General features: G+C 30.9%; 24 protein-coding genes. 19 read left to right on the top strand and 5 right to left on the bottom strand.

Annotation, left to right across the window (positions count from 1 at the left end):
- From DK441_RS18975 to DK441_RS18955, 5 genes are all read left to right on the top strand, one after another.
- Positions 1-1,341, top strand: coding sequence for a DUF3526 domain-containing protein (locus tag DK441_RS18975; RefSeq protein ID WP_109852076.1), 1,341 nt, complete (start codon positions 1-3; stop codon positions 1,339-1,341).
- 256 nt (positions 1,342-1,597) lie between these two features.
- Positions 1,598-2,092, top strand: coding sequence for an RNA polymerase sigma factor (locus DK441_RS18970; RefSeq protein WP_109852075.1), 495 nt, complete (start codon positions 1,598-1,600; stop codon positions 2,090-2,092).
- A 1-nt stretch (position 2,093) separates the two neighbouring features.
- Positions 2,094-2,783 carry a hypothetical protein gene (locus tag DK441_RS18965; RefSeq protein ID WP_109852074.1) on the top strand — a complete coding sequence of 230 codons (690 nt, stop codon included), beginning with the start codon at positions 2,094-2,096 and terminating at the stop codon, positions 2,781-2,783.
- A 392-nt stretch (positions 2,784-3,175) separates the two neighbouring features.
- Positions 3,176-3,880 (top strand): DUF4386 domain-containing protein, encoded by a 705-nt coding sequence (locus DK441_RS18960; protein WP_025666325.1) that lies wholly within the window; start codon positions 3,176-3,178, stop codon positions 3,878-3,880.
- A 37-nt stretch (positions 3,881-3,917) separates the two neighbouring features.
- Positions 3,918-4,493 carry a Crp/Fnr family transcriptional regulator gene (locus DK441_RS18955; RefSeq protein WP_109852073.1) on the top strand — a complete coding sequence of 192 codons (576 nt, stop codon included), beginning with the start codon at positions 3,918-3,920 and terminating at the stop codon, positions 4,491-4,493.
- 9 nt (positions 4,494-4,502) lie between these two features.
- Here DK441_RS18955 and DK441_RS18950 read toward each other — a convergent pair whose 3' ends face one another.
- The 4 genes from DK441_RS18950 to DK441_RS18935 are packed head-to-tail and all read right to left on the bottom strand — an operon-like array spanning position 4,503 to position 9,311.
- Positions 4,503-5,186, bottom strand: coding sequence for a LytTR family DNA-binding domain-containing protein (locus DK441_RS18950; RefSeq protein ID WP_109852072.1), 684 nt, complete (start codon positions 5,184-5,186; stop codon positions 4,503-4,505).
- Positions 5,183-6,220 (bottom strand): sensor histidine kinase, encoded by a 1,038-nt coding sequence (locus tag DK441_RS18945; protein ID WP_160112180.1) that lies wholly within the window; start codon positions 6,218-6,220, stop codon positions 5,183-5,185. Before DK441_RS18945 ends, DK441_RS18950 begins: the two co-directional genes overlap by 4 nt.
- 35 nt (positions 6,221-6,255) lie before the next feature.
- Positions 6,256-6,954: a hypothetical protein gene (locus DK441_RS18940; RefSeq protein ID WP_160112179.1), complete on the bottom strand. Its 699-nt coding sequence runs from the start codon at positions 6,952-6,954 to the stop codon at positions 6,256-6,258.
- Positions 6,955-6,983: 29 nt separating this feature from the next.
- Positions 6,984-9,311, bottom strand: a complete 2,328-nt coding sequence (locus DK441_RS18935; protein WP_109852069.1) for an outer membrane beta-barrel family protein — start codon at positions 9,309-9,311, stop codon at positions 6,984-6,986.
- A gap of 377 nt (positions 9,312-9,688) precedes the next feature.
- Here DK441_RS18935 and DK441_RS18930 point away from each other — a divergent pair, with 377 nt between their 5' ends.
- The 4 genes from DK441_RS18930 to DK441_RS18915 all read left to right on the top strand — a co-directional run bounded on the left by DK441_RS18930 (position 9,689) and on the right by DK441_RS18915 (position 14,261).
- Positions 9,689-10,258 (top strand): RNA polymerase sigma factor, encoded by a 570-nt coding sequence (locus DK441_RS18930; protein WP_109852068.1) that lies wholly within the window; start codon positions 9,689-9,691, stop codon positions 10,256-10,258.
- A 29-nt stretch (positions 10,259-10,287) separates the two neighbouring features.
- On the top strand, positions 10,288-10,470 hold the full coding sequence (locus tag DK441_RS18925) for a hypothetical protein (protein ID WP_034243360.1): 183 nt from the start codon (positions 10,288-10,290) through the stop codon (positions 10,468-10,470).
- A 21-nt stretch (positions 10,471-10,491) separates the two neighbouring features.
- Positions 10,492-11,307 carry a mechanosensitive ion channel gene (locus DK441_RS18920; protein ID WP_109852067.1) on the top strand — a complete coding sequence of 272 codons (816 nt, stop codon included), beginning with the start codon at positions 10,492-10,494 and terminating at the stop codon, positions 11,305-11,307.
- Positions 11,308-11,954: 647 nt separating this feature from the next.
- Positions 11,955-14,261, top strand: coding sequence for a TonB-dependent receptor domain-containing protein (locus tag DK441_RS18915; protein WP_235015790.1), 2,307 nt, complete (start codon positions 11,955-11,957; stop codon positions 14,259-14,261).
- Between the two features lie 94 nt (positions 14,262-14,355).
- Here DK441_RS18915 and DK441_RS18910 read toward each other — a convergent pair whose 3' ends face one another.
- Entirely contained in the window at positions 14,356-15,819 is a 1,464-nt protein-coding gene (locus DK441_RS18910) for a CARDB domain-containing protein (RefSeq protein ID WP_109852066.1), read from the bottom strand.
- Positions 15,820-16,237: 418 nt separating this feature from the next.
- Between DK441_RS18910 and DK441_RS18905 the strand changes: the two genes are divergently transcribed.
- The 10 genes from DK441_RS18905 to DK441_RS18860 all read left to right on the top strand — a co-directional run bounded on the left by DK441_RS18905 (position 16,238) and on the right by DK441_RS18860 (position 25,876).
- A complete protein-coding gene (locus DK441_RS18905) occupies positions 16,238-17,353 on the top strand; it encodes a PQQ-dependent sugar dehydrogenase (RefSeq protein WP_109852065.1) in 1,116 nt (371 codons plus the stop codon).
- 19 nt (positions 17,354-17,372) lie between these two features.
- Positions 17,373-17,837, top strand: coding sequence for a cytochrome c (locus tag DK441_RS18900; RefSeq protein ID WP_109852064.1), 465 nt, complete (start codon positions 17,373-17,375; stop codon positions 17,835-17,837).
- A 106-nt stretch (positions 17,838-17,943) separates the two neighbouring features.
- Positions 17,944-18,693 carry a hypothetical protein gene (locus DK441_RS18895; protein ID WP_160112178.1) on the top strand — a complete coding sequence of 250 codons (750 nt, stop codon included), beginning with the start codon at positions 17,944-17,946 and terminating at the stop codon, positions 18,691-18,693.
- Between the two features lie 52 nt (positions 18,694-18,745).
- Complete coding sequence (locus DK441_RS18890; protein ID WP_109852062.1) at positions 18,746-20,017, top strand: MFS transporter; 1,272 nt, start codon at positions 18,746-18,748, stop codon at positions 20,015-20,017.
- A 13-nt stretch (positions 20,018-20,030) separates the two neighbouring features.
- Positions 20,031-21,596 carry a glycoside hydrolase family 3 protein gene (locus DK441_RS18885; protein ID WP_109852061.1) on the top strand — a complete coding sequence of 522 codons (1,566 nt, stop codon included), beginning with the start codon at positions 20,031-20,033 and terminating at the stop codon, positions 21,594-21,596.
- A gap of 6 nt (positions 21,597-21,602) precedes the next feature.
- Positions 21,603-22,688, top strand: coding sequence for an anhydro-N-acetylmuramic acid kinase (locus DK441_RS18880; RefSeq protein ID WP_109852060.1), 1,086 nt, complete (start codon positions 21,603-21,605; stop codon positions 22,686-22,688).
- 117 nt (positions 22,689-22,805) lie between these two features.
- A complete protein-coding gene (udk, locus tag DK441_RS18875; protein ID WP_109852059.1) occupies positions 22,806-23,414 on the top strand; it encodes a uridine kinase in 609 nt (202 codons plus the stop codon).
- 38 nt (positions 23,415-23,452) lie between these two features.
- Positions 23,453-23,812, top strand: coding sequence for a septum formation initiator family protein (locus DK441_RS18870; RefSeq protein WP_024768655.1), 360 nt, complete (start codon positions 23,453-23,455; stop codon positions 23,810-23,812).
- Positions 23,805-25,172 carry a methylmalonyl-CoA mutase subunit beta gene (locus DK441_RS18865; protein WP_109853568.1) on the top strand — a complete coding sequence of 456 codons (1,368 nt, stop codon included), beginning with the start codon at positions 23,805-23,807 and terminating at the stop codon, positions 25,170-25,172. Before DK441_RS18870 ends, DK441_RS18865 begins: the two co-directional genes overlap by 8 nt.
- A gap of 86 nt (positions 25,173-25,258) precedes the next feature.
- Entirely contained in the window at positions 25,259-25,876 is a 618-nt protein-coding gene (locus DK441_RS18860) for a hypothetical protein (RefSeq protein WP_160112177.1), read from the top strand.
- The last annotated feature ends 159 nt before the right edge of the window (positions 25,877-26,035 follow it).

Here is a 26,035-nt window from a genome sequence, read left to right as displayed (position 1 = left end):
ATGTATTCCATATTATTTAAATCTTTTATTAGAACCAAAATAGCGGCTATTTCTCTTGTACTTCTTCTGGGAGTAGGTATAATAAGTGTTTTTATTGGAAAACAGTTTAACATAAAGCAAGAAAAAGCAATTATTGAAGCCGAATCGTTTCAAGAAGAGAGTATCAAACGAAATGTAAAATATCATAATGATGACTTGGGTCTGTTACTTTATTATTTACGTTTTTCTCTAGTTAAGGAATCAAATAGCTTAACGGGGCTTTCTATTGGTCAACGAGATGTAAATCCCTCGATATTAGCAGTAACTATACGTGGTCTTGAAGGGCAAAAATATGATACCGATTTTGAGAATCCATCCCTTTTACTATCAGGTAATTTAGATCTTGGATTTGTAATCATTTACTTGTTTCCGTTGGTGCTTATTACGCTAACATTCAATTTGTATTCTGAGGAAAAAGAAGGAAAAACCTGGCGATTAATAGCCACTCAAACCTCCTCTCCTCTCAGCTTTTTATTTAAAAAGCTATCTATAAGAGTATTTTTTTTATATATAGTACTAGCTATACTTTTTTTATTGGCTATTCTTATTTTACAACTACCAATTAATGAAGCTCTTCTGGCTTTTATAACTGTGAGTGTTTTGTATTTGGCTTTTTGGACTTCTTTATGTTTTATCATTATTTCTTTTCGAAAAAATTCGAGTTTTAATGCATTGACATTACTTTCTTTATGGATCGTACTAACCATATTACTTCCTGCTTCGGTAAACAATTTTGTCGTTAATACATATCCTGTACCAGAAACATTAAAAACTATGGTAGAACAACGAGATGGATATCATAAAAAATGGGATATGGCAAAAGAGGTTACTATGGACAAATTTTTTGCTCATTATCCGCAGTATAAAAAATACCCTGTTCCTAAAGATAAATTTAGTTGGCTCTGGTATTACGGAATGCAACAAATGGGTGATGATGAATCTCTAGAATCCAGTAAAACAATGAAGGAAAAAATAAAATTAAGAGAAAAAGTAAGTGAAGTAATATCTTTGGCAATACCTACTATGCATACTCAATTAACCTTTAATCAAATTGCGCAATCCGACTTAAATAATCATCTACTCTTTTTAGATCATCTAGATAAGTATCATGAAGAATTAAGGCTGTATTTCTATCCCAAAATATTCGAAAATTATCCAGTTAGAAATGAAAATTGGAAGGAATTTAAACCAAAATATGCGTCTATTGCACATACCGTTAATTGGACCAATTCTATACTTCCGTTAGTATTAATCACAATAATTATTTCATTAATCAGCTTTTTTAATTTGAGAAAGATCTAATATATATAGAGGAATTGTACATATAAAGACTCTATAATAGTAATCAGTTTTTCTTCGGGGGCAAAGAGGTTCAATCACAAATGTGATTGAACCTCTTTATTTATTTATATTTTCTAAAAACTTAGATAAATAGCCAATACCTTATACTTACCTTAGTGTATATAAATATCTAATAACCATATTAATTAGCATAAAAAATAGATCATCTGTGATTTTTTATAATTCTAAACGAATAATAGAGTAAACAACAGTTAATATGCTTTTGAATGAAGAAACATTTACTAAAATCTTAAGAAGCAATAAAGGCATTCTCTATAAGGTTGCAAATTCATATTGTAAGAATGTCAATGACAGAGAAGATCTTATTCAGGAAATAATCATACAATTATGGAAAGCATGGCCAAAATATGATGATACCTATAAAGTATCAACCTGGATGTATCGAATAGCCTTAAATGTAGCAATTTCATTTTATCGTAAATCCAATTACCAAAGAAATAAATATGACACGTTTAATGAAAATTTGGTTTCTACAGTGCATAAAGAAAGTTCTGATAGCACAGAAAACATAGAACAACTCTACCATTTTATTGCTCAGTTAAGCGAGTTAAACAAAGCACTAATTCTTCTTTATTTAGAAAAATATAGTTATGAAGAAATAGGTACAACCCTGGGTATATCTACTACTAATGTTGCTACCAAAATATCAAGGATAAAAAAACAATTAAAAGAAAAATTTAATAACAACTAAAATGAATTTAGATAACATACAAGAAGAATGGGGTAATCATTATAACACGTCAATTGAAGGTGAAAATTTAGTGATTCAATTATTTAAAGAATCTAAGTATAAAAAAATTGATTCTAATGTAAAACGAATGAAAACACAAAGTGTGTTATATATGATTTTTAATTTGTTAGTCATCATTTATGCCTGGATTGTTTTGGTAATACACTTCAAAAGTATTGGTATTTCTGTTTCGGCAGCATTATTAATACTACTGTCTAAGGTTGTATTCTATAAAAATGTATCTCAATTAAATTTGATGTCGAAAATTAAGTATACCGAACCTATTGTAAAACTTCAAAAAATTATTGAACATCTTAAGTTAGAAAGACTAAAACACAATCAGTTTATCTTTATTCTCTCTAATATCTATTTCTGGTTATTAATGATTGTCTTTTTTTCTATGAATCCATTAGTTTTGATTCCAGAAATCTGGAAAAAAGCAGCTATTGTTATTATTATACATGTTGGGTTTTCTATACTATGGTTTCCATTATCTTTTTGGATCTTAAGTAAATATGGTGCTCTAGCGCAAAGCTCTACTTTTTGGACTCGTTTAGGTAAAAACTCTTTACTTACCGATGAATCTGCAAATTCTTCTTTGAATAGAACATTATCTTTTTTAGTTGAAATAAAGAATTTTGAAAAGCAATAAGTAATACATTTATAAAGTGCTATAACTTTATCTGCTGATTTTAAGGTGAAATGCTATAAGATAGATGAATGATTTCTTGCCTTTTGTCAAGAAGAATGAATTCAAAACAAAATAAGTTTGAAATTGGTCACTAATCCAAAATCAATAGTTGAAAAATATATGTCGATAAACCTATTATTAGATCAGAAATCTTGAAGAAAATCACCAAACTATCGATTCTAATATTTGCAATAATGGTTCTCTGCCCTTTCCTCATGCAGATTGCAATAGAGAAAGGCAACTATTCATTAATATCATACGTCTATACTAGTAGTACCTTTCTTAGCATAGGAATTTCATTGAATTCGAAGCCAAACAAAAAAAACTATAGTGATAAACTTAAAAGATAGAAAATGAGTATCGAGAAAAAAAATGCAAGAATTGCTGGATTATTATATATAATTTCAACATTTCCTATGGCGTTTACAGAGTTGTATGTTCGTTCTAAACTTATTGTATGGGAAGACGCAGCTGCCACAGCCAATAACATCATTAATTCTAAATCGTTATACAGTATAGGTTTTGTATGTGATGTAGTGGGTTCTACTCTGTTTTTACTGGTGCCTTTGGCCCTGTACAAATTATTAAAACATGTTAATAAAGAGTATGCAACACTTATGGTAATACTGGCATTAATTAGTGTACCAATGATGGCCATAAACATGATTAATCATGCAACTGTCTTAGAATTATTAAGGGATGTCGATTATCTTAATGCTTTTAAACCCGATCAATTGCATGCACTTATGATGATTTCTCTAGATGCTCATGGTACTGGTTATCTTATTGCTCAGATATTTTTTGGGTTATGGTTACTCCCTCTTGGGCTATTAGTATATAAATCAAAAGTTATTCCCAGAATTCTGGGTATCTTGTTAGTAGCTGCGTCGGTATGCTACCTCATACAATTTGTTACGATATTTATTTTCCCAAACTATGGTTCTATTATTAACCCAATCGTAAATACAGTTGTAGGTATAGCAGAATTGGGACTTATGTTTTGGCTAGTTATAATAGGAGTTAAGAATAGAAAAGTTAATCTACACGATTTAAACTAAAGTAAGTATTAATTTTAATCATAAATGATTTTATAACATGAACAGTTTAGTAGCATTTATACAGCACATCATTCCCGCTACCGAAGCAGAGGCTATAGATATAGCCCGATCTTTTGAATATAAAGAATTAAAAAAAGGAGATTTTATTGTGCAAGAAGGTAAAATTAGTAATGATTACTACTTTTTTGAAAAAGGACTATTACGAACGTATCTATATGATATCGAAGGTAACGAGGTTACTACCGATTTTTACACCTCTAATTCTATTGTTTTTGAGGTTACTTCTTTTTTTCAAAGAGTGCCTTCGCAAGTGAATATACAGGCAATTACCGATTGCCAAGGATATCGATTTTCATACCAACAATTAAACACTCTTTTTCATAACAAACCAGCATTTAGAGATTTTGGAAGGGCTATCCTGGTTAAAGAATTTATTGCTTCAAAAAAAAGAACCATCTCGATGATAAATCAAACAGCAGAACAACGATATAAGGCTCTTTTACAATCAAATTCAGAAATTATTATGAATGCTCCCTTAAAACATATTGCATCCTATTTAGGAATAACAGATAGTACTTTAAGTCGTATTAGGAAGGATTTTGCTAAAAAATAGGTATCGCAATTACTTTATGTATTTCATCTTTTTTAAGAATGCTTCTTTATATGTTTTTCCGATAGGGATTTTTTCATCTGCGATATACACCAAATTCCCCGATACTTTTTCTATTTTCTCAAAATTTACAATATAAGAACGGTGAGTTCTTACAAAATTATGGTCATGTAGTTTTTTTTCCCAATTATGTAAACTATCTAATAGTAAAATAGATTTTTCTTGAGTAACCACTTTTACATAATCTACTTCGGCTTTTAAATATAAAATATCACCAATCATAATTTTATAAATGGTTTTATCTGCATATAAAAAAAGCTGTTTTTCGGCTTCGTTATTTGTAATCTGTATTTGATTTCTAGCCCGGGTAATTGCTTTAAAAAAACGTTCATAAGAAAATGGTTTTACCAGGTAATCCAATACATCTTCTTCAAAAGCATCTACCGCATAATCAGGATAAGCGGTAGTTACAATTACTTTTGGAGGGTTGATAAGTGTTTTTAAGAATGATAATCCATTTAACTCAGGCAGCTGAATATCTAAAAACATAAAATCTACCTTTTTTAACTCTTCAAACCTAATATCCAATCCACTTTCATATACTCCTAAACAGTTCACAAATGGAGTTCTATCAATGTAGTTTTGCAATACTTCTTGCGCACCGTGTTCGTCTTCTATAATCAAACAATTTATCATAATGAGATGGTGAGTATTACTTTAAATACATTATTTTCTTTCTTAATCTGTAATTGATATCGGTCTGGATATAATAATTGTAATCTCCTTTGAGTGTTTTTTATCCCAATACCACTTTCTTGCCAATTTGCATCAATCTCTGGTTTTTTATTTTCATTATACGGGTTTTCACAGTAAAAAGAGAATTGATCTCTTTTTAATACTGCCCTAATTCGTATCTGATGGTTTTTACCTTTTAAGATACTGGTATATTTAAATGCATTTTCTACAAAAGGAATTAAGAGTAACGGAGCTATTTCTGTTTTTGGATTATCAATATCTTCAAAAAAATCAGCTTGTATTTTGGTAGATAATCGTTCCTCTTGTAAACTAATATAATCTTTCACATGAGTAATCTCATGAGATAAGGTTACTTTTTCTTTTTGGCCTTCATGTAATACATATCTAAAACTGCTGGATAGCTTTAAAATCAGATCCGGAGTTTTTTCATCTTTTTTTAAAGCATTTGCATAAATATTATTTAGTGTATTAAATAAGAAGTGTGGATTTATTTGCGCTTTTAATGCACTGAGTTCTGCTTGTTGTTTTTCTTGTTTTGTAGTATCTAATTCAAGCTGTTTAGCATATAATTTTTTAATAGAATACAACGCAAAAAAAGCTAAGCTAAAGGAGAAATATGTCACGAAGCTAGAAACTACATATTTCCAGCGATGATCTTGATGATCTTTATGATCTGCTCCCATGTGAAAAAAATTATCTGCATAATAGTGGATTAAAGCGTTGCTACTAAAAACAAACAATACCCAAAAAACATACTTCTTCTTATTTTTTAAAGGAAAAAACCACAGATACATAATATATGTGGGTATCATATTAAATACCAATGCAACCAACTCATGCATAAAACTCATAGGGTATCCTCCTTCTCTTCCCAGATACTTTATATATGGAAAAAAAAGTACCATTCCCCAAAAAAGCAGATGCAATACAGGTTCTGCTTTTTTTAGTTTTGAATACATAGTGTTATTATTCACACGTTCTTTTGTTAAACCTTACTAAGGTATTACTTTTATTGATGATAAATCATCAAATCCTTTATAGATGCCTTTGCTAGAATGGTTTCTTCTTGAGTAGAAGCACCACTTATTCTGAAAAGGATATGCCCTCCCAGAAGTGGGTTATAATCTGCACGTTCGAAAATAATACTATCATTAAGAGAAAACCACACTTTATTTTCCTTTATACCAATTTCTACACTAACCCATTGGTTGTGATTCATTATGTTTTCTTGTTTCCGAAGATGAAAATCGCGCTCTAAGGAAGAAACATTTTTGTAAAAGAATGGAGTATAACCGTGAGACTTATTATTAAACGTTACATTATAATGATTCATTTTTCTTCGCCATTCCCAAATATCTTCGGCAGTAGCATTCTTTTCGGGTAAGGTTAACTGTATAGTTTCTTTGGTATCAGAAGCAGAAAATAACACTATTAATACCGATGCTTTTGACAACGCCTTTATTTTATACTGTATTACCATATCCCCCTGGTAACTTTTAGGACTTACCAAAAAGAAACCATCAGAGCTATCAATTTCTTCGAAAACAAATTCATGATCCTTAATCGAGGTTTTACCTTTTCCTATTGTTTTCCATTCGGAAAGTTCTTGAGATGAGATTTTCTCTTCAACAAAATCATTTGGTTTACAAGCTGTTATTGTTAAAATAAAAATCAATATCACTGTTGACAAAAAAGAATGTATCTGCATTACGTATAGTTTTATTTGTTTTACTTTTTTTAATTGCTAGAATGATTATGTCTATATTCTCGCTCTTTTCTATTTCTTGCTCTATCCTCGCTTTTAAAGAGTGTATATTTTAGACTAAATAGAAATCCCAGTGTTTGTGATTGAAACTTCCAAACGGTACGTTGGCTAAACTCGGGGGTACGTGTATTTCGTTTCATCAAATTATTATCTAATACATCTATTACTCTTAAGTTGGCCGTTAATTTATTATTCAAAAATTTTGCTCTTACCGCCCAATCAACTCTATGTCTTGGTTCTATATAATTAAAAGCATTTTGTCTCTTGGGTGTATGTCGATATGTTATATCTGTACTCACCTTTTTAGTGATTTTAAATGTATTTTTTAATTGTAGATTAGACGAGTATAACTCATCCCAGGTAACTAGATTGTTCTGATCTGTCATTGTGTAATAATAATTTCCTGTAAGCACTGTATTCCAATACTTTGCAAACCTGTATTTTAAAGTTGTTTCGATACCTAAGGAATGATTTATCCCAATATTTTGAAATGAGATCACCTGTACATTATTATCTTCTATAGTATTCACCCAAAGAATAACATCTTTTCTGTAACGATAAAATGTAGCAACAGACCAATTTAATTTTCTCTTATTATTTTGGTAGTTAAGTTCAATATTATCACTCGATTCTGGTTTTAACCCTGGATTACCATCAAATCTAAAAAAGGGATTTCCTAGCTGAAATGGGTTAATATGATGTAAATTAGGTCTAGAAATTCGTTTACTATACCCCAACCCCAGTGTATTATCTTCACTAAAGGTATAGGTTACATGTATTGATGGAAAAAGATTAGAAAAATGTAGATTTGTTGTCGACAAATTTAATGTATTTTGAGATTTCGACGAGAAATATTCATACCGCAACCCAACTTGCCAATCCAACTTTTGAAGCCTAAATTTTGTAAGTCCGTAGATCCCTAACAGCTCTTCTTTATAATCAAATATATCTAATGTAGATACTGTATTATTTGATCTAAAAAATTGTTGGTTTTTTGTATCACTCTTATTCCAGGATGCTCCTATTTCTATTGTAATTTTTTCTGAAACAGGTAATGCATAGTCTAATGATATCGCATGGATTGTATTATCTTCTTCTATTATTTGATCAAACAAAAAAACATCATCTTCAAAATCAGAAGCTGGATACTCATTTTTATTATCATTAAGATTATAGTCAATCTCTAAAAAATGTCCTTCTTTATTAAATCTTCTACGATAATTAGCATTAAAAACAGAAGTAAAATGCGAATGTGCTGAGTTACGGGTATATATAAAATCATCACGATTAGTCACATCAAAATATTGAGAATTATTGTAGAAACTGTGATAATCATCGGTATAATCAAACCCCAGAGAAAATTCATTATGTTCATCTATAAAAAAATCTAATCCGATTATTCCTCTTTTTATTTTCCCATTAAAATCGTGGGGAGTAAAAATACTTTGAGTATCACCATTTATAAAAGATCTATTAATGGTTTGTTTGCTATCCATTTCTCTTCCAGATTGCGAGGCGTTAAATCTTAAGTTCATAAATGAGAGATTATAGTTTCCATCAATACCATAACTATATCGTTTTGTTCCTAGTGCACTATTAAGATTAAGGTTAAATCCTCTATTTATATTTCTTTTCAAGATTACATTAATAACCCCTGATAATCCATCTGCCTGATATTTTGCTGATGGAGAAGTAATAATTTCTACAGTTTTTATAGAAGATGATGGGATTTGCTCTAATAACTCTACTGCGTCTAAGGAAGAAGGCTTTCCATTGATTAACAATTTCACGTTATCACTACCTCTTAATGAAATATTACCAGTTCCTAAATCAGTTTGTATATCTGTTATTTGATCAAAAGCTTCGAGAGCTGTGGTGCCAGATTGTTGAATATCTGCTCCTATATCGATAATTTTTCTATCAATTTTAAGCTGTGTGGTAGTTCGATCAGCCTCGATAACAATTTCGTCTAGAGTGCTTGCCATCGATTGCAGTCTAATTGAAATATTGGTTGGATCACCAACTTCAGAAAATTGCACCAAGGCAGTCTGGTAACCAATAAAACTAACTTCAAAATATGTAAATATTTTGTCTGTCTCTAGTAGAAATTGCCCCTCATCATTAGTCGAAATACCATCAACTAATTCTCCTTTATTGTTATAAACTGCTACTGTAGCATAAGGAATAATCTCTTGGGTTGTTTGATCTTTTACCGTTCCTTTCAACATTTTTATTTCCTGACCACTCATAATTGAGAATCCTATAAAAAAAAATAGCATAAAACTTATGGTTCGTATCATTCTTTCGATTTTGATATCTCAAAAATGATACGTCTATCTTTTTTAGAAAATTTTAATCTGTGAAAGTTCTCAGTTCATCTGTTAACTGCTTAAAAACAAGTTTACAAAAACAAGAAATCTTTATAAATCATACTATTACTTTTATTTTTTGCTTAAATTAAGGTTTCAAAAATATTTTTTTGAACTCTTTTAAACCTTCACTCATACCCTAAAGATTTGTGTTTTGGATATTTTAATACCATAATACATCACTTTAAAACAAATCATAACAGGAGTACAGCAATCACTTTGAAATAAAGAAATAAAATTAAAAGTGACTTTTTTAGACATACTGTGTCTAAACTATTTAGAGGGATTATATGTAATAAAAATACAGGTTGAAGAAGACAGAACTGGATGAAAATTTGGAGGATAAAGAGCTTGTTTACAAAATAGCCAAAAGTAAGGATACTAAGCTATATGCAATTCTTTATGACAGATATGCAAAAACTATATATAACAAATGCTTGAGTTTTGTAAAATCTAATGAAGAGGCACAAGATTTAACACACGATATTTTTGTTCTTTTATTCGCTAAGCTAAAAACATTTAAAGGAAATTCTAAGTTTTCTACCTGGTTGTATTCATTCACCTATAATTTCTGTGTGAATTATGTACAAAGGGTTCAAAAAAAGAAAAAAGAAAAAATCGTATCTATTGATGATATTATCGTTGAGTACCCATCTGAAGAGATAGACGATGAGGATATGATGAAACTAAAATCCAAAAAGCTAGCAATGGCACTAAAAAAAATTGAACCCGATGATAAAATCATTTTAATGATGAAATATCAGGATGATCTATCTATAAAAGACATTGAAAAAGCTCTAAATATTGGCAGTAGTGCTGTAAAAATGAGACTAAGCCGAGCTAAATCTAGATTAGTGAGCGAGTATAAAACTTTATAACATCTTTTAAACCTAATACCCCAGAAAAAATGAAAAATCCATTTAAAAAAATTATTCAAAATGAAGAATTGCCTGCTTCTCTTAAGAAGAAGGTACTTGATGATGTTGAAATAGTAAAATTATCACTAGATCTGGCTGATTTATTTGCTATAAAATATCCAAATTCTCTTGAAGAACTTTTTAAAATAGTAAGTCGTTCTAACAAAAATTAAGGTTTAACCTCTAAAAATCGTATGGAAAAATTTCTAAATTTTAAATTAATTGAAAATATATTTAATGAACTGTATGAAATTATACCTAATATAATTGGTGCAATTTTGTTCATTTTAGTCGGATGGCTAATTGTAAAACTCATTCTTTTTATCATAAAAAAATCCTTGAAACTAACCAAAATTGATACTTTGGTATCAAAGATTAGTGATAATGGGACTCTTTTTAACTCTACAACCAAAATCGAACCTACTAAAATAATTCTAGCTTTTGTTAAATGGTTTCTAATTCTTGTATTGGTCATTGTTGGTGCTGATATGTTTGGTTTAAATATGGTTTCAAATGGTGCAGGAAGATTAATCGATTATTTACCCAAAATATTCAGTTCGATTGTAATTTTAGGATTAGGATTATACCTGGCATCTTTAGTAAGAAAATCTGTTTATGCCTTGCTAAAATCTCTGGATCTTAATGGATCCAAACTAATAAGTTCTATACTCTTTTTTAGTATCGTAGCCATTGTGGCTATTACTGCTTTAAATCAAGCAGGTATCGATACTAGTATTATAACAAATAACCTTTCTCTTATTCTTGGGGCCTTTTTAGCCACTTTTGTACTTGCTTTAGGTTTGGGTTCCAGAGATATTGTATATAGATTATTACTAGGTTTTTACTCTAAAAAGAATTTTGAAGTAGGGCAAAAAATTAAAATCGAAGATGATGAAGGAGTTATTATTTCTATCGACAATATTTGCATAACAGTAGAAAGAAATGACAATAACAGAATAGTCTACCCTATTAAGCTTATAGCAAATAAAAAAGTCGAAATTATTAGTTAAACACTTCATCAAACATGTCAGTTATCAGGAACAGATACATTGTTATGTAGTATAAACAATAAACGTTTACAAGAGTAGTACACAAAAAATTTCAACATCAAAATATTTATCATATCCTGTTTATAAAAAGTATTCGTGAAAATTATACCCTAAATCATAAAATAAAGAGACTTACAAAGTGACTTTTTATATTCTTATGTGTCAAAACTATATAACAGATAAAATAGAAGTTTCATACTTCTTATAAAAAGAGAGAGATGATTGTATTGATTACTATTCAGATCTTAATACTAATAGTTCTAATTATACTAATAGTTCGTAATTGGTTTGAATACACGAAGGATAAGAGACAACTACATAAAATTAATAAAGAAAAAGGAAAAATTTAGGGGGTCCAAAAATTACATCATGTATGTTTTTTTGGATGATTACGTTTTTTATAGCAGGTCAGTTGATAAGGGGACCATAAAAATCGACTGGCCTCTATAAAGAATGGAGCATTTTTTACCTCGCAGTACAGTTGTATATTTTCTTCGATGTAAGGATTACTACATTTTGATCGTTAAAATATCCTAATATTCATTAACACAATCATGTTTTTTAAAACCAATTGCCTCTAGTTTCCGATATTTGGAAAAAAACAAATCTTGAAAAGAATATTTTTATTTTTAGTACTCGCTTGTCATTTTTCTATATACTCACAATTTGACATTAAAGGAATTGTCATAAATAATTCGAATAAACTTCCGATAGCCAATGTAAGCGTTCTTGATATAGGCAGCAACATTAAAGTTTTTACCGATGCTGATGGTAAGTTCTCTATAAAATCTTTAGAAAAAATAGCCATTTCTAAAGATGGTTATACAGAAGTTACTATAGACATTAACAAACATAATCGTACTAAGGACGGATACATTGTAATAGCGTTAACTCCTATTACAAATTTGGTAGAGGTGGTAATAGAAGATTATTCTCATCCACAAAAACATAGGTATGCAACAGAAGCTATCTCTTCTATCACGACTAGTGATATTAATCGTGGAAACCCAATAGAACTACATCCTATTCTCAATAGAGTTGCTGGTGTTTTTATGCAAAATGGCACTTTAAACACCAATAGAATTACAATTAGAGGAATCGGAGCCAGAAACTTATTTGGTACAGCTAATATAAGAGCCTATTTTGGAGATATTCCATTAACCGATGGAAATGGAGAATCTTCAATAGAGGATTTAGAACTTGGTGCTTTATCTAGTATAGAAATACATAAAGGCCCTTCTTCAAGCAGTTATGGTGTAGGATTAGGAGGAACTATCTTATTTCAACCTCAATTTGCAAATACAAATACTTCTGAGAGTGAATTCACTACATCATTTGGGAGTTATGGATTAAGAAGAATTTTGGCAAAAGCCGCTATATCCAAAGAAAAATCTAATATTGCAGTACTCTATAGTAATAATCATACCGACGGCTATCGTGATAACAATGAATACGATCGAAATACAATAACACTGGCATCTGGTTTTGATATTGGAAAGAAAAACAATTTTTCGGTAATAGGTAGTTATGTTAATCTTAATGCGGGTATCCCCAGCTCATTAGATCAGGAAAATTTTGAAAACAATCCTAGACAAGCTGCATTTACCTGGGGACGTGCGCAGGGCAATGAAGATGTAGATTATGGAATATTAGGAGTAACGTGGAAACATAATTACAATCCAAAAATATCACATAACACCAGTATTTTTAGTTCTTTTAGAAATAATGACGAATCTAGACCTTTTAATATATTGAAAGAAAATGCTACTAGTTTTGGTTTAAGAAATCGAGTTTTAGGTACTCACTTAATTGCTAATCAAGAATTAAATTGGACTTTGGGCGGAGAGTTATTCTTGGATTATTATACCGGTAAGACCTTTGAAAACTTATACCAGGATTTTCCTTCTGGCACAGGTAGTGTACAAGGTAATCAACTTTCTGATCTCGATGAAAAACGATATTATTACAACATTTTTGCCGAAGCAAATTATAAGATTAGTAAGAAATTTAAAGTAAACTTAGGTGTAAATCTCAATCAGACTTTTTTTGATATCGATGATCAATTCTTATCTGATGGAGAAGATAGCTCTGGTAAATTTGATTATGATCCCATAATCTCTCCAAAAATAGGAATAAACTATACTCTAAACCCTCTATTTACCTTTTACGGAAACATTGCTCATGGTTTCTCTACTCCTACTACTTCAGAAACGCTATTACCCGACGGCCTTTTTAATCCCAATATAAAACCTGAAATAGGGTGGAATTATGAAATCGGTACTCGATATAGTTTATTACATGATAAACTCTACGGTTCTGTATCACTATATCGGTTTAGAGTTAAAGATCTCTTGGTTTCAAGAAGAACCATCGACGATAATTTCTTTGCTATTAATGCTGGAAAAACTACACATAATGGCGCCGAATTAGAATTGAATTTCGATATTATAAAAGTAAACTCCGGAGTATTAAAATTCTTTTTCAATGCATCAATATATGATCATAAATTTGATGATTTTACAGATTTGGATAATGATTTTTCGAATAACGATCTTACCGGTGTACCTTCTCAAGTCACCAATTCTGGGATCGAATTTATAGCTCAAAAAGGATTTTATGGTAACCTAAGCTTTCAGACTGTAGGTAAAATACCAGCAAATGATGCGAATACATCATTTAGTAAAAACTATGAATTGCTACATGGCAAAGTAGGTTTTAAAAATAACATTGGATCTCACTTCAGGTATGACTTATTTTTTGGCGCAAATAATATTTTAGATACCAAGTATGCATCTCAATTACAAATCAATGCCCGAGGATTTGGAGGCAATGCACCAAGGTATTTCTATCCTGGTTTGCCATTTAATGTATATGGAGGGATTAACATAAGCTATAGTTTAGTGTCATCTCGTTAAATAAATGAGATGGTTATATAATTAATTAAAAAGCTACGCCTTTATATTAAAGCGTAGCTTTCTGTTTATTATTCAATTAAAATAAAAAGGTTGTTTATCTTTTAATCATGTTTATTTTTTTTCCTTTATGATCATCCAAAATATAATTACCTCTTTTTAAAGATGCTACATTCACTTCATATTTTCCTGATTGAGTAAAAGTTTTGTTTAACACTATAGAACCTGTAGCTACACTATATATCGTTATTTCTGTATGATCTGTTACAACTATATTCAAAACATCTTTTACAGGAACAGGATATACTACAGTTGTCGCCTTTTTTTCAAAACCTTTGATTCTTTCTGTAGACAACTCCATATCTTTAACTGTTATATTATTATCTTCATCAGATTCAGAAATTATGTCTTCAGGATCTACTACAACAATAACATGGTAATTTAATAACTCTCTAAGGGTTTCTTCCAAAGATGGTCCATCGGGTCCATCTGGAGCTTGCCCCACCCAATGATTAGAAAAATTAACTTCGAAAACGTCTCCACTGCCTGACACAGGTACATTAGTATTTAAATAGATTAACCGATCATCTCTATCCAAGTTAATGTCTTGAGAAAGGTAACAGCTAACCATAGCCGGTTTTTCAGTAGTATTTCTCCCTTGGTTTTTAACTTTAAAATGTACATCATATAGTACTCCTTTTGCATGAGGAGCATAATAACCAATACGCGCCAAGGCCTCTACATCGGTACCAACTAAATCGCAAGCGCTTCCGATTTTTATTCTTTTGAAATCCACATTATTGTACTCATTAGATTCTTTTTCCATAAAATTACTATCCGTTTCAAATACAAGATAACGTTCTCCTATTACCCCTCCATCAACTTCATTATCATTAGGAATTGTTAGTATTGCTTCATCTATAATGCGTTCTCCGATACGAACGGATCGAGAATCGAAATCTAATATTTTTATAGATTCATTTGTGATTTTAGGCACTTTAGATAGATAAATCGTAAGTTTTGTAGGAGGAGATACTGCTTTTCCTTGATTTTTTGTAGCCCATCCAACTTTTAGTTGATTACCTTCTGTGGCAAATAATGGTAAATCTGTAGATTCTACTATCAAATCAGATTTCAGATTAGCTACTACCTTTACAACTTCTGCCTTTACATTATCTGTTTCACTCACCTCTTCAATTTCATTATCTGCATCAACATGAAAAAAAACAGTATGATTTCCTAAATTGGTATCAGAAGGAATTCGTACCCAGGTATAATTTATTTTTCCTTCTATCCCTTCTGTTAATTCGGGTACCAAAGAGCTTCCTAAAAATATATCATCTTTGGTAAATTGCTTATCCTTAGAAAGAAAGAATTTAATCTTATTTTCTGGTACTGCTACATTATTCCTGCTTTTTACAGACCATTTTACTAGTGTGTATTCTCCAGGTTTAATGATAGGGTCTACATTAGAGGTCGAAATGGTAACATCGACCTGCTGAGCGAAAAAAAACGTTGTAGAAAAAAGAAATCCTACGACTAAAGCAAATTGTTTTTTCATGATTTTGGTGATTTTTTTAGTGTAAAATAAATTGGTTATTGTCTTCTCGATATAGCAAATAACCTCACTTTAAACTCCAAAATCATTACTAGAATATTAATTAAATTTTATATAAACAATCAAAATCTAACGCCCAGTAAAACACACAAAACACTACTTATCAAATACTTACAAAACAAAGAGTATAATTCATAAAAAATCACCTAATTTATTCTATTGATTTATTTATATAACAATCATCAAAACATCATTTTATAATAAAGTAATGTTTTAAAAAATAACAGATATACCATTATAGAGCTTAAATCTTTTGATTTGTCATTTTTTTAACAAAACTTAGACAGTTACCATTCTATTTTCGCAATTAATTTTGTTTATATTCATTCCTTCTTACTTTTTAAAAGTAAATTGTATGCTTATGAAAAATTTTATTTTCCTTTTAATTTTTCCTTTTATCGCAATTTTGTCCTGCGCTCAAGAAAAGAAAAATGATATTACTCTAGAAAATGATCCTAAAAACTACACAACAAAAATTGTTGTTCCTGATTTGCAAATCCCTTGGGGAATGGTTTGGTTGCCTGATGGTAGTATGCTTATTACAGAAAAAAGTGGAGAATTAATCCATTTTAAGAATGGTAACAAAACCTCTATTGGTAATGTACCAGAAGTATATAACCGCAACCAGGGTGGATTGTTGGATATAGAGCTACATCCTAAATATAAAGAAAACGGGTGGTTATACATCACTTATTCTTCTAAAGAAGGTACAGAAAAAGGTGGTAATACAGCCTTGATTAGAGCCAAACTAAACAACAATAAACTAACCAATATAGAAAAGCTATATAAAGGAACGCCCAATACTACAAAAGGACACCATTTTGGATCGCGAATAGAATTTGACAATGAAGGATACCTTTACTTTTCTATTGGAGATCGTGGCAATAGAGATGTAAATCCTCAAGATATTACCCGGGACGGAGGAAAAATATACCGCCTTAATGATGATGGTTCTATTCCTAAAGACAATCCATTTGTTACCAAAAATGGGGCAAAAAAAGCTGTCTTTTCTTATGGTCATCGCAATCCGCAAGGAATGGCAATACATCCCAATGGTACAATCTGGGTTCATGAGCATGGCCCTAGAGGTGGTGATGAAATTAATCCAATCATAAAAGGTACAAACTATGGGTGGCCTGTAATCACTTATGGTATTAATTATAGTGGTACATCTATTACAGATATCACAAAAAAAGAAGGAATGAAACAGCCTTTATACTATTGGGTACCTTCTATCGCTCCCAGCGGAATGGATTTTATTACAAGTGATATCTACCCCCAATGGAAAAACAACCTATTAGTAGGTTCTTTAATATTTCAATATCTTGAACTAGTAGAATTAACCGATACTAAAGTTACAGGGCGAAAAAAATTACTGGATGGTATAGGACGTGTGCGTAATGTAAGGCAAGGACCTGATGGTTTTATCTATGTAGCTGTAGAAAATAAAGGTATTGTAAAAATAATCCCTAATTAAAGTAAAAACATGTAAACGCATGAAAAAATATTTAAAACGTTTCTTCATTATAGAAATCACCATATTAATCCTAAGCATTTCACTTGTTGCGCAACAAGAAAAATCAGACACCGAATATGTTCTCTATACGGTATCAAAAACTCAGGATGCAAAATTATTAGAAAGTATAGCTCGCGGAAACGAGATTTATACTGATTTTTGTATGCAATGTCATCTTCCTGACGGAAAAGGGTCTCCTAATGTATTTCCACCTTTGGCAGGATCAGATTGGTTGATCAATAAACGAAAAGAAAGCATCTATTCTATCAAATATGGGTTAAATGGTCCTATCAAAGTTAATGGAAAGACTTATAATAGTGCAATGACTTCGTTAGGCCTTGAAGACGAAGAAATTGCTGATGTAATGAATTATATTATGAATAGTTGGGGAAATACCCAGAAAAAAATGGTGACTGTAGAAGAAGTTACTGGGATTAAAAAATAATATTTCTTAAAAGTTTATTCTAGCAATGAAGAATTCATTTAACATGATATAACAATCAGGTTATGTATCACGTTAATAAAAATAACTAACTAACCAAACATGACATATGAAATTCTTAGCATTTATTTCTGTATTTCTAATCATGTATCATGGTAGTGCTCAAAAAAAAAGAGACGCTAATCCCAACACATATAGATTTAGTTATAAATCAGAGCTATATAAAGGTACCAGGTATGAGATAACTACAAAATTAAGAGCGTTAAAGAATAATTCATGGTTTATAAATATCCCCGAAGAAAAACAAGTAGAACTTACAAGTTTGTTCAGAAAAGTAAAAAATCAACCCATACCAAGATTATATAGAAAGGATGCAATTGTATTTCTTAATACACTGTATGCCTATGAAGATTTCTTAACAATATATGATAATGCACTCTATGAGGTGATCCAACACCTGAAACATGATATGCGTCGTCTTGATTTTAAATTCGAAAGGCAATTTACACAAGCCAAAATACAACTAAATCGTACGCAGAAAGAAGCAAAAAATAATATAGAACGAATAGATCTCTTAAAGAAAGATGTTCGTGATAGTCAAATAAAACTAGCAAGCCACAGGTGGATGAAGAAAAAAATGGAAAAGTATATCGGTATGGATGCTGTTAAAAAACCAGATGAATTGATCAAAGAGTTTAAAAAGGTCGAAGCTATGAATGTTTTTACGATGATTGAAGAAAATAAAATTGAAAAAATCAATTCGTATCTTGTGGATCAAATCATTGATTTTTTTTATAAAAAATCACTACCAGAGATAAATCTGGATGCCCTAAAGTTAGATTATATCGATAAAATATAAACTGGGTATTACTAATAATTTATAAGTATCTTACTTTTCTTAATAACAATTCATGATCGAATCTAACAAAGACAAAAATGCCTGGGCCTGGGTGCCTTCACTATATTTTACAGAAGGGTTGCCATATGTGATTATCATCACGTTTTCTGTAATCATGTATAAGAAACTAGGAATTAGCAATGCCGATATTGGCTTGTATACCAGTTGGCTTTACCTCCCCTGGGTTATAAAACCACTATGGAGCCCCTTTGTAGATATTAAAAGTACTAAACGCAATTGGTTTTTAGGTATGCAACTCGGTATTGCCATAGCATTTTTGGGAGTAGGTTTAACGATTCCTACCAATAACTTCTTTATCCTTAGTCTTTCGTGTTTCTGGATCGCTGCATTTGCATCAGCCACAAACGATATTGCCTCTGATGGTTTTTACCTTATTAGCCTTTCACAAAAAAAACAATCTTTTTTTTTAGGAGTACGTAGTACATTTTATCGTTTGGCTATGGTAACCGGTCAAGGGTTAATTGTAGTACTTGCTGGTTTTTTAGAAGAGCATTATGGTAATAATCAAAAAGCATGGTCCTATACCATGATTATCACTGCTATTTTCATGATCATATTAACAGTAATTAATCTTTTTGCAACTCCAAAAGTAGAAAATGAAACTGGAGCTTCTAAAGAAAAACCAATACGTTTCTTTGATGTTTTTAAAACCTTCTTTCAAAAAAAACAAATCGGTATTGTTCTTGCCTTTATCCTTCTTTACAGATTAGGAGAATCCCAATTGGTAAAAATGGCTTCTCCCTTTTTATTAGATCAGAATGATGCTGGTGGATTAGCACTATCTACTACCGAGGTAGGTACTATTTATGGTACGTTCGGAATCATCGCCTTAACTATAGGAGGAATTTTGGGAGGTATTGCTATTTCTGTATATGGATTAAAAAAATGGATGCTTCCTATGATTTTGGCTTTAAACCTACCCAATATATTGTATGTTCTATTAGCTTTCTGGCAACCATCTTCTGTGGTATTTGCTACATTGGTTGTTATTATAGAGCAATTCGGATACGGATTTGGCTTTGCTGCTTATCTCATGTTTTTGATTTATGTAGCAGAAGGTGTTTCTAAAACTTCTCATTATGCAATCGCAACAGGATTTATGGCACTAGGTATGATGTTACCCGGCATGATTAGTGGTTTCATCCAGGAGGTTCTTGGGTATACCGGATTCTTTATATGGGTAGCCATTGCTGCAATTCCTGGTATTATCCTTACCCGATACATCCAATATCCCGCTACCTACGGAAAGAAAGACAAAAATTAAATTAATACGAGTAATGAATCTATCCAGCCTTTCGAAAACCGAAAAAATTGGTCAGTTTTTCTTTCCTGCTGCATTTATTAATGATACGGATCAGGAAATAAAAGAAGTTGAAAAATTAATACTAGACTACAAAGTAGGAGGCCTTACCTTTTTTCATAGTAGAGCTAGTGCTGCTACCAATTTTGAAGGTAAGAAAAAAGTTATTCGAAATGAAAACAGTGCTAAGCGACTTGCAGAACTTATAACACATTATCAAAACATAGCTCCTACTCCACTACTCATTAGTATTGATGCAGAATGGGGTTTAGCTATGCGGGTAGAGAATACTCCTCAATATCCTTATGCTATAACATTAGGAGCAATCCCCGATGATCAATCAAATTTGATTACTGAAATAGGGAAATATATAGGAAATGATCTTAAAAGTATAGGAATTCATCTTAATTTGGCTCCAGTAGCCGATATTAATGTCAATCCTAATAATCCTGTAATTGGTTATCGCTCTTTTGGTGAAAAAAAAGAACAGGTTACTCTTAAATCTTTAGCACTATACAAAGGGCTTAAAGCTTCAGGAGTACTAGGTTGTTTTAAGCATTTTCCGGGACATGGGGATACTGCTGTAGATTCGCATCTCGGACTTCCGGTAATCTCCAAATCTCGACAAGAATTATTTGATGAAGAACTGTATCCATTTATAAAAGCAATAGCATCGGGAATTAATAGTATTTTGATCGGGCATCTGGCCGTACCTTCTTTAACGAACGGAAAAGATATATCAGCTACTTTGTCAAAAGATATTATTAAAGGAGTATTAAGAAATGAATTAGGTTTTGAAGGTGCTGTTATTTCTGACGCCCTTAATATGCATAGTGTTTCTAAGTTATATCCCGAAAAAGGAATGTTAGAGTGGAAAGCATTTGATGCTGGTAATGATATTCTATGTTTTGCAGAACATGTAGCAGAAGGTATTCGTACCATAGAAAAAAATGCAACTGACCAGCAAATTGAAGAAAGTTTTACAAGAGTTCAAAAATTAAAAAAAGATGCATTTAAAAAAAATATCTCGAATCCTACTTTTGATTCTAAAAAAACTACTTCTTTAAATAATAGCATCGCCAAAGCATCCCTTACCCACTATAAATCGGATAAAGAAAGTTTTGAAAAATTTAATATCGAAGATTTTGAAGCTGTAGTTATAGGAAATAGTGAAGATTGTACTTTTTTTGAAGAAATTAGTAGATCAAAACAGTTTACCAAAATGAGGTATACTCTGCCTTTCTCTACTACCATTTCTAGCAATAACATTCTTATAGCATTATTTCCTCCCTCAATAAAACCCATGCATGAGTTTGGTATAGATCCAGAAACGCAGCAAACTATAGAAAAACTAAGTAAGACAAAAAATGTAACTTTATATTTGTTTGGTAACCCATATGTTTTGAGAGTATTACCAACTAAGGATATAAGTAACATAATACTTATATATCAAGATTTTAAAACTTTTCAGGAGATTGCAGCCAAACACTTCCTTAGGCAACATAAAGCAATTGGTTTATCTCCTGTACAACTTTCAATATAAAAAGATATGAATTCGATTAAAAATGAATACACCGTGATCGGTTTAATGTCTGGAACCTCTCTAGATGGATTGGATATTGCCTGTTGTACATTTAAAAAGAAAAATGATACCTGGACATTCTCTATTACTAATACCGATAGCATTGATTATGATATTACGTTTAAAGAACAATTAAAAAATACAGTACATCTCGAACCTACAGCTTTATTAGCTTTTCATAACGAATATGGAAGCTGGCTAGGCAATCAGGTTAAAAAATTTATAATTAAAAATAATATTTATATAGATTTTGTTGCCAGTCATGGTCACACCGTTTTTCATCAACCCGAGATTGGGTTGACATATCAAATAGGATCTGGACAACATCTGGCCAATGCATGTGGGCAAAAAGTAATCTGTGATTTTAGAATCAACGATGTTGCTCTGGGTGGTCAGGGAGCTCCTCTAGTTCCTATAGGCGATCAATTGTTGTTTGGTCAATATGATTTTTGTCTTAATCTTGGTGGGATTAGTAATATCTCTTTTAATAATGATAAAAAAAGAATTGCTTATGATATTTCGCCTGCCAATATGTTACTTAATTTTATCTGTTCGACTATAGATAAAGTATATGATAAAGGTGGAGAAATCGCAAAAACGGGTATTTTAAATCCAACTTTACTAGATACTTTAAATAATCTGTCGTACTATATGCTTCCGTTTCCAAAATCTTTGGGATACGAATGGTTTGTCGAAGAAATGATTCCTATTATAGTTCATAATCAGGATTCTGCAGAAAATCTTTTACATACTGCGGTTCATCATATTACAACTCAAATAGCGGATGCAATTAAAAAAACTAAGCATAAAAACAGTTCTATACTGGTAACTGGTGGTGGTGCAAAAAATGATTTTCTTATCGAACTATTGCAACAAAAATTAGACGGTTTTGCGACAGTAGTTATTCCTTCAGAAGAAATTATTGATTTTAAAGAAGCACTGATCTTTGCATTTATGGGAGTACTTAGAGAAAGAAATGAGGTGAATTGCCTGCAATCTGTTACCGGGGCAAGGAAAAATTCTTCTGCAGGGGTTTCTTACCACCCGTGGTAAAAATCTCTCGTATATTGATATGATCTAACAAAAGGTATATTATAACTTTTACGACTATAAAAGTTTTGATATGCAATTACTCAAAAACAATCTTTAAATTTGTCAAAAAAATCAGAAATGCTAATTATCGGTATCGCCGGAGGAACAGGGTGTGGTAAAACTACTGTTGTCAATCAAATTGTAAATGAATTACCAGAGAATGAAGTATGTGTCATATCACAAGACTCATATTATAAGGATACAAGTCATCTCACTTACGAAGAACGAGTTAAAATAAATTTTGATCATCCACAATCTATAGATTTTGAGCTATTAGGTCAACATCTAACCGCACTTAGAAAAGGAGAAACAATAGCACAACCCGTATACTCTTTTGTAGAGCATAATCGTACGAGTGAAACTGTTAGTACGGCACCAAGTAAAGTAATCATTGTTGAAGGAATTTTGATACTTACCAACCCTAAAATACGGGAGATGTTTGATATCAAAATATATGTACAAACTGATAGTGATGAACGCTTAATACGAAGGTTAAAAAGAGATATCGCAGAACGCGGACGTGACATGGATGAAGTTTTGGATCGATACCAAAACACTTTAAAACCTATGCATCAACAATTCATTGATCCAACCAAAGAATTTGCCGATCTTATTATACCCAACAACAACTATAATAATGTAGCTATTGATATTGTACGTACCATTATCAAAGAACGCTTGAATTAACTTTTGTACCTTTACAACAAATATTATTCTCAATTAGATTGAAGCTAAAACAATATTTTCAAAAACTAAAAAATAAACCGGCGTTGATCCCGATATTTGCCATATTTTTAAATAAATATGTACTCATTATTCTGTTATTTATAGTTTGGATGCTGTTTTTCGATACTAATTCCTGGTTGATTCACAGAGAGTTAGATGAAGAGATCCAGGAGCTTGAAGATAATAAAGAATACTATATGAAGGAGATTGTAAAAGATCAGAAAGATATTAAAGTATTAAAAGACAGTAGCGAGCTTGAAAAATTCGCAAGAGAAGAATATTTCATGAAGCGAGATAATGAAGAAATATACATTATCGAGTATGAAGATAGTGTACCTAAAAACAAAAAAGATGACTAAATCCCTATTCGATAGTTTTGAAACAGTTTCTGCAAAACAATGGAAACAAAAAATTCAATTTGATCTCAAAGGTGCAGATTATAATGAAGCATTGATTTATAAATCTTTAGAAGGTATTGACATAAAGCCTTTTTACAACCAGGAAGATACTATAGAAAACAGTTCTATATCGCATCCTTCTACTTGGAAGAATTGTGTGAAAATAGTAGTCAATTCAGCAATTATTGGTAATCAAAAAGCACTTGAGGCTATTAAAAAAGGTGCCGAAAGTATTCATTTTGTAATCTCAGAAGAAGATATTGATCCAAAAAGCCTTTTACAACATATTACTGCTACTACTTCTGTTTTTATAGAAACTAAATTTCTTTCTCCTTCTTATATTCAGCAACTAAATCATATTGCTAAAGAAGTTAGTCTAAACATCTATATTTTAACCGATATTATTAATAACCTGGCGAGTACCGGAAACTGGTATAAAACGCTACAAGAAGATCATATAGCATTAGAACAAATCATTAAAAATGATCATCTTAAAAATAATATTAGTATCGATGTAGGGTTATATCAAAATGCTGGCGCTACAATGGTACAACAATTAGCGTATGGGTTAGCTCATGCTAATGAATATTTAAATCATTTTGAAAATGCATCAAGTACATGTTTAGAAAAAGCGCCTGTAGTTTTTAAAGTTGCAGTAGGTGGTAATTACTTTTTTGAAATTGCTAAACTAAGAGCACTTAGATTATTATGGAGCACATTGGCACCAACATATAACGCTACAACAGAGTGTCATATTTTAGCATATCCATCATACAGAAACAAAACCATCCTGGATTATAACGTAAACATGCTACGTACTACTACAGAATGTATGAGTGCAGTATTAGGCGGTGCTGATACCATTCAAAATCTACCTTATGATGATATTTATCATCTTGAAAATGATTTTGGAACAAGAATTTCTTTAAATCAACTTTTGGTGCTAAAAAACGAAAGCTACTTTGATTTGGTTACTAATCCCGCTTCGGGATCTTATTATATTGAGAGTTTAACACAACAAATAGCAGATAAGGCATTATCACTATTTAAAAATATAGAAGAAAACGGTGGTTTCTTGAAGCAATTAAAATCTGGAATTATTCAGAAAAAAATAAAAGAAAGTGCCGAAAAAGAGCAAGAGCTATTCGATAATCAAAAAATTATACTAACAGGAACCAATAAATATCAAAACCCCGAAGAACATATTCCTGAATTTCAGAAATCAGTATTTCCAGAAAAAAGAGTTCGAAAAACACTTTTATCCCCTATAATAACAAAAAGATTGTCTCTAGAAATAGAAAGAAAAACCATAAACCCATAGCATAAATCGTTAATTTTTCGTACTTTACAAGTAAGAAACACTTATTATAACTAAATATTAATCTCATGCCCCTAAAGATTAAATATATGGTTTTATTATTTTTTTTAGTTCTATTTATATGTACTACAGGTAATACTCAAACCACTGAACAAAATTTTGACTGCCTCAATATTGACAATCAAGGACTGCTAAAACAATCTTTTAATTCTTTCGAAAAAGATTTATTTCATCACTATAAATTTAACAACGACACCATAAGAACGTATCAAACGTTTCTTAATGAAGTATACAATCTATCTATAAATCTAAGAGAACTCCCTTCTAAGAACTCTATACAATTAGCACGCATATATAAGAAAAAAGCTACCGATAGAAACTCTCTTTGGGTTTTATTAAGTCAATATGATGAAGAAATGGTCGCTTCAAAAAATACTTTTACCCCAAAGACGAGTCAAGAAGAAGAAGTTTTGACATTTAATTATCGTGGTGGATTTATCCAATGCTTAAAAAACAATAGTAATAGCGAAGGGTTTAAGGATATTGTAAATACTTTAGAGCTTGATGGTAATGTAAGTCCTTCTCTAATCGCACAAAGATTGCATGATTTACCAAGAGAAGAATTTAACACCCGTGAGGTAAAAAGTTTCATCGCTTTTGATATCTATTATTCTATTTTGTTAGTAATAGAGAAAGCATTTGGTTAATTACCTAAAGGAAATATAACACCACATACATATAAGTGTTTTTAGAGTGTTATACTCTATTTTACAGCTTCATTGATTTCATAAAAAACAATAACAATAATTTCGGATTTAAGAAAAAAATACAATAAAACGTTAATATTTGCTAACTTATTGTTAACT

The organism is Aquimarina sp. AU58, assembly GCF_900312745.1.
Classification (GTDB): domain Bacteria; phylum Bacteroidota; class Bacteroidia; order Flavobacteriales; family Flavobacteriaceae; genus Aquimarina; species Aquimarina spinulae.
Note: the sequence above shows the minus strand (reverse complement) of the source record. Positions and strands in the feature narration are given on the sequence as shown.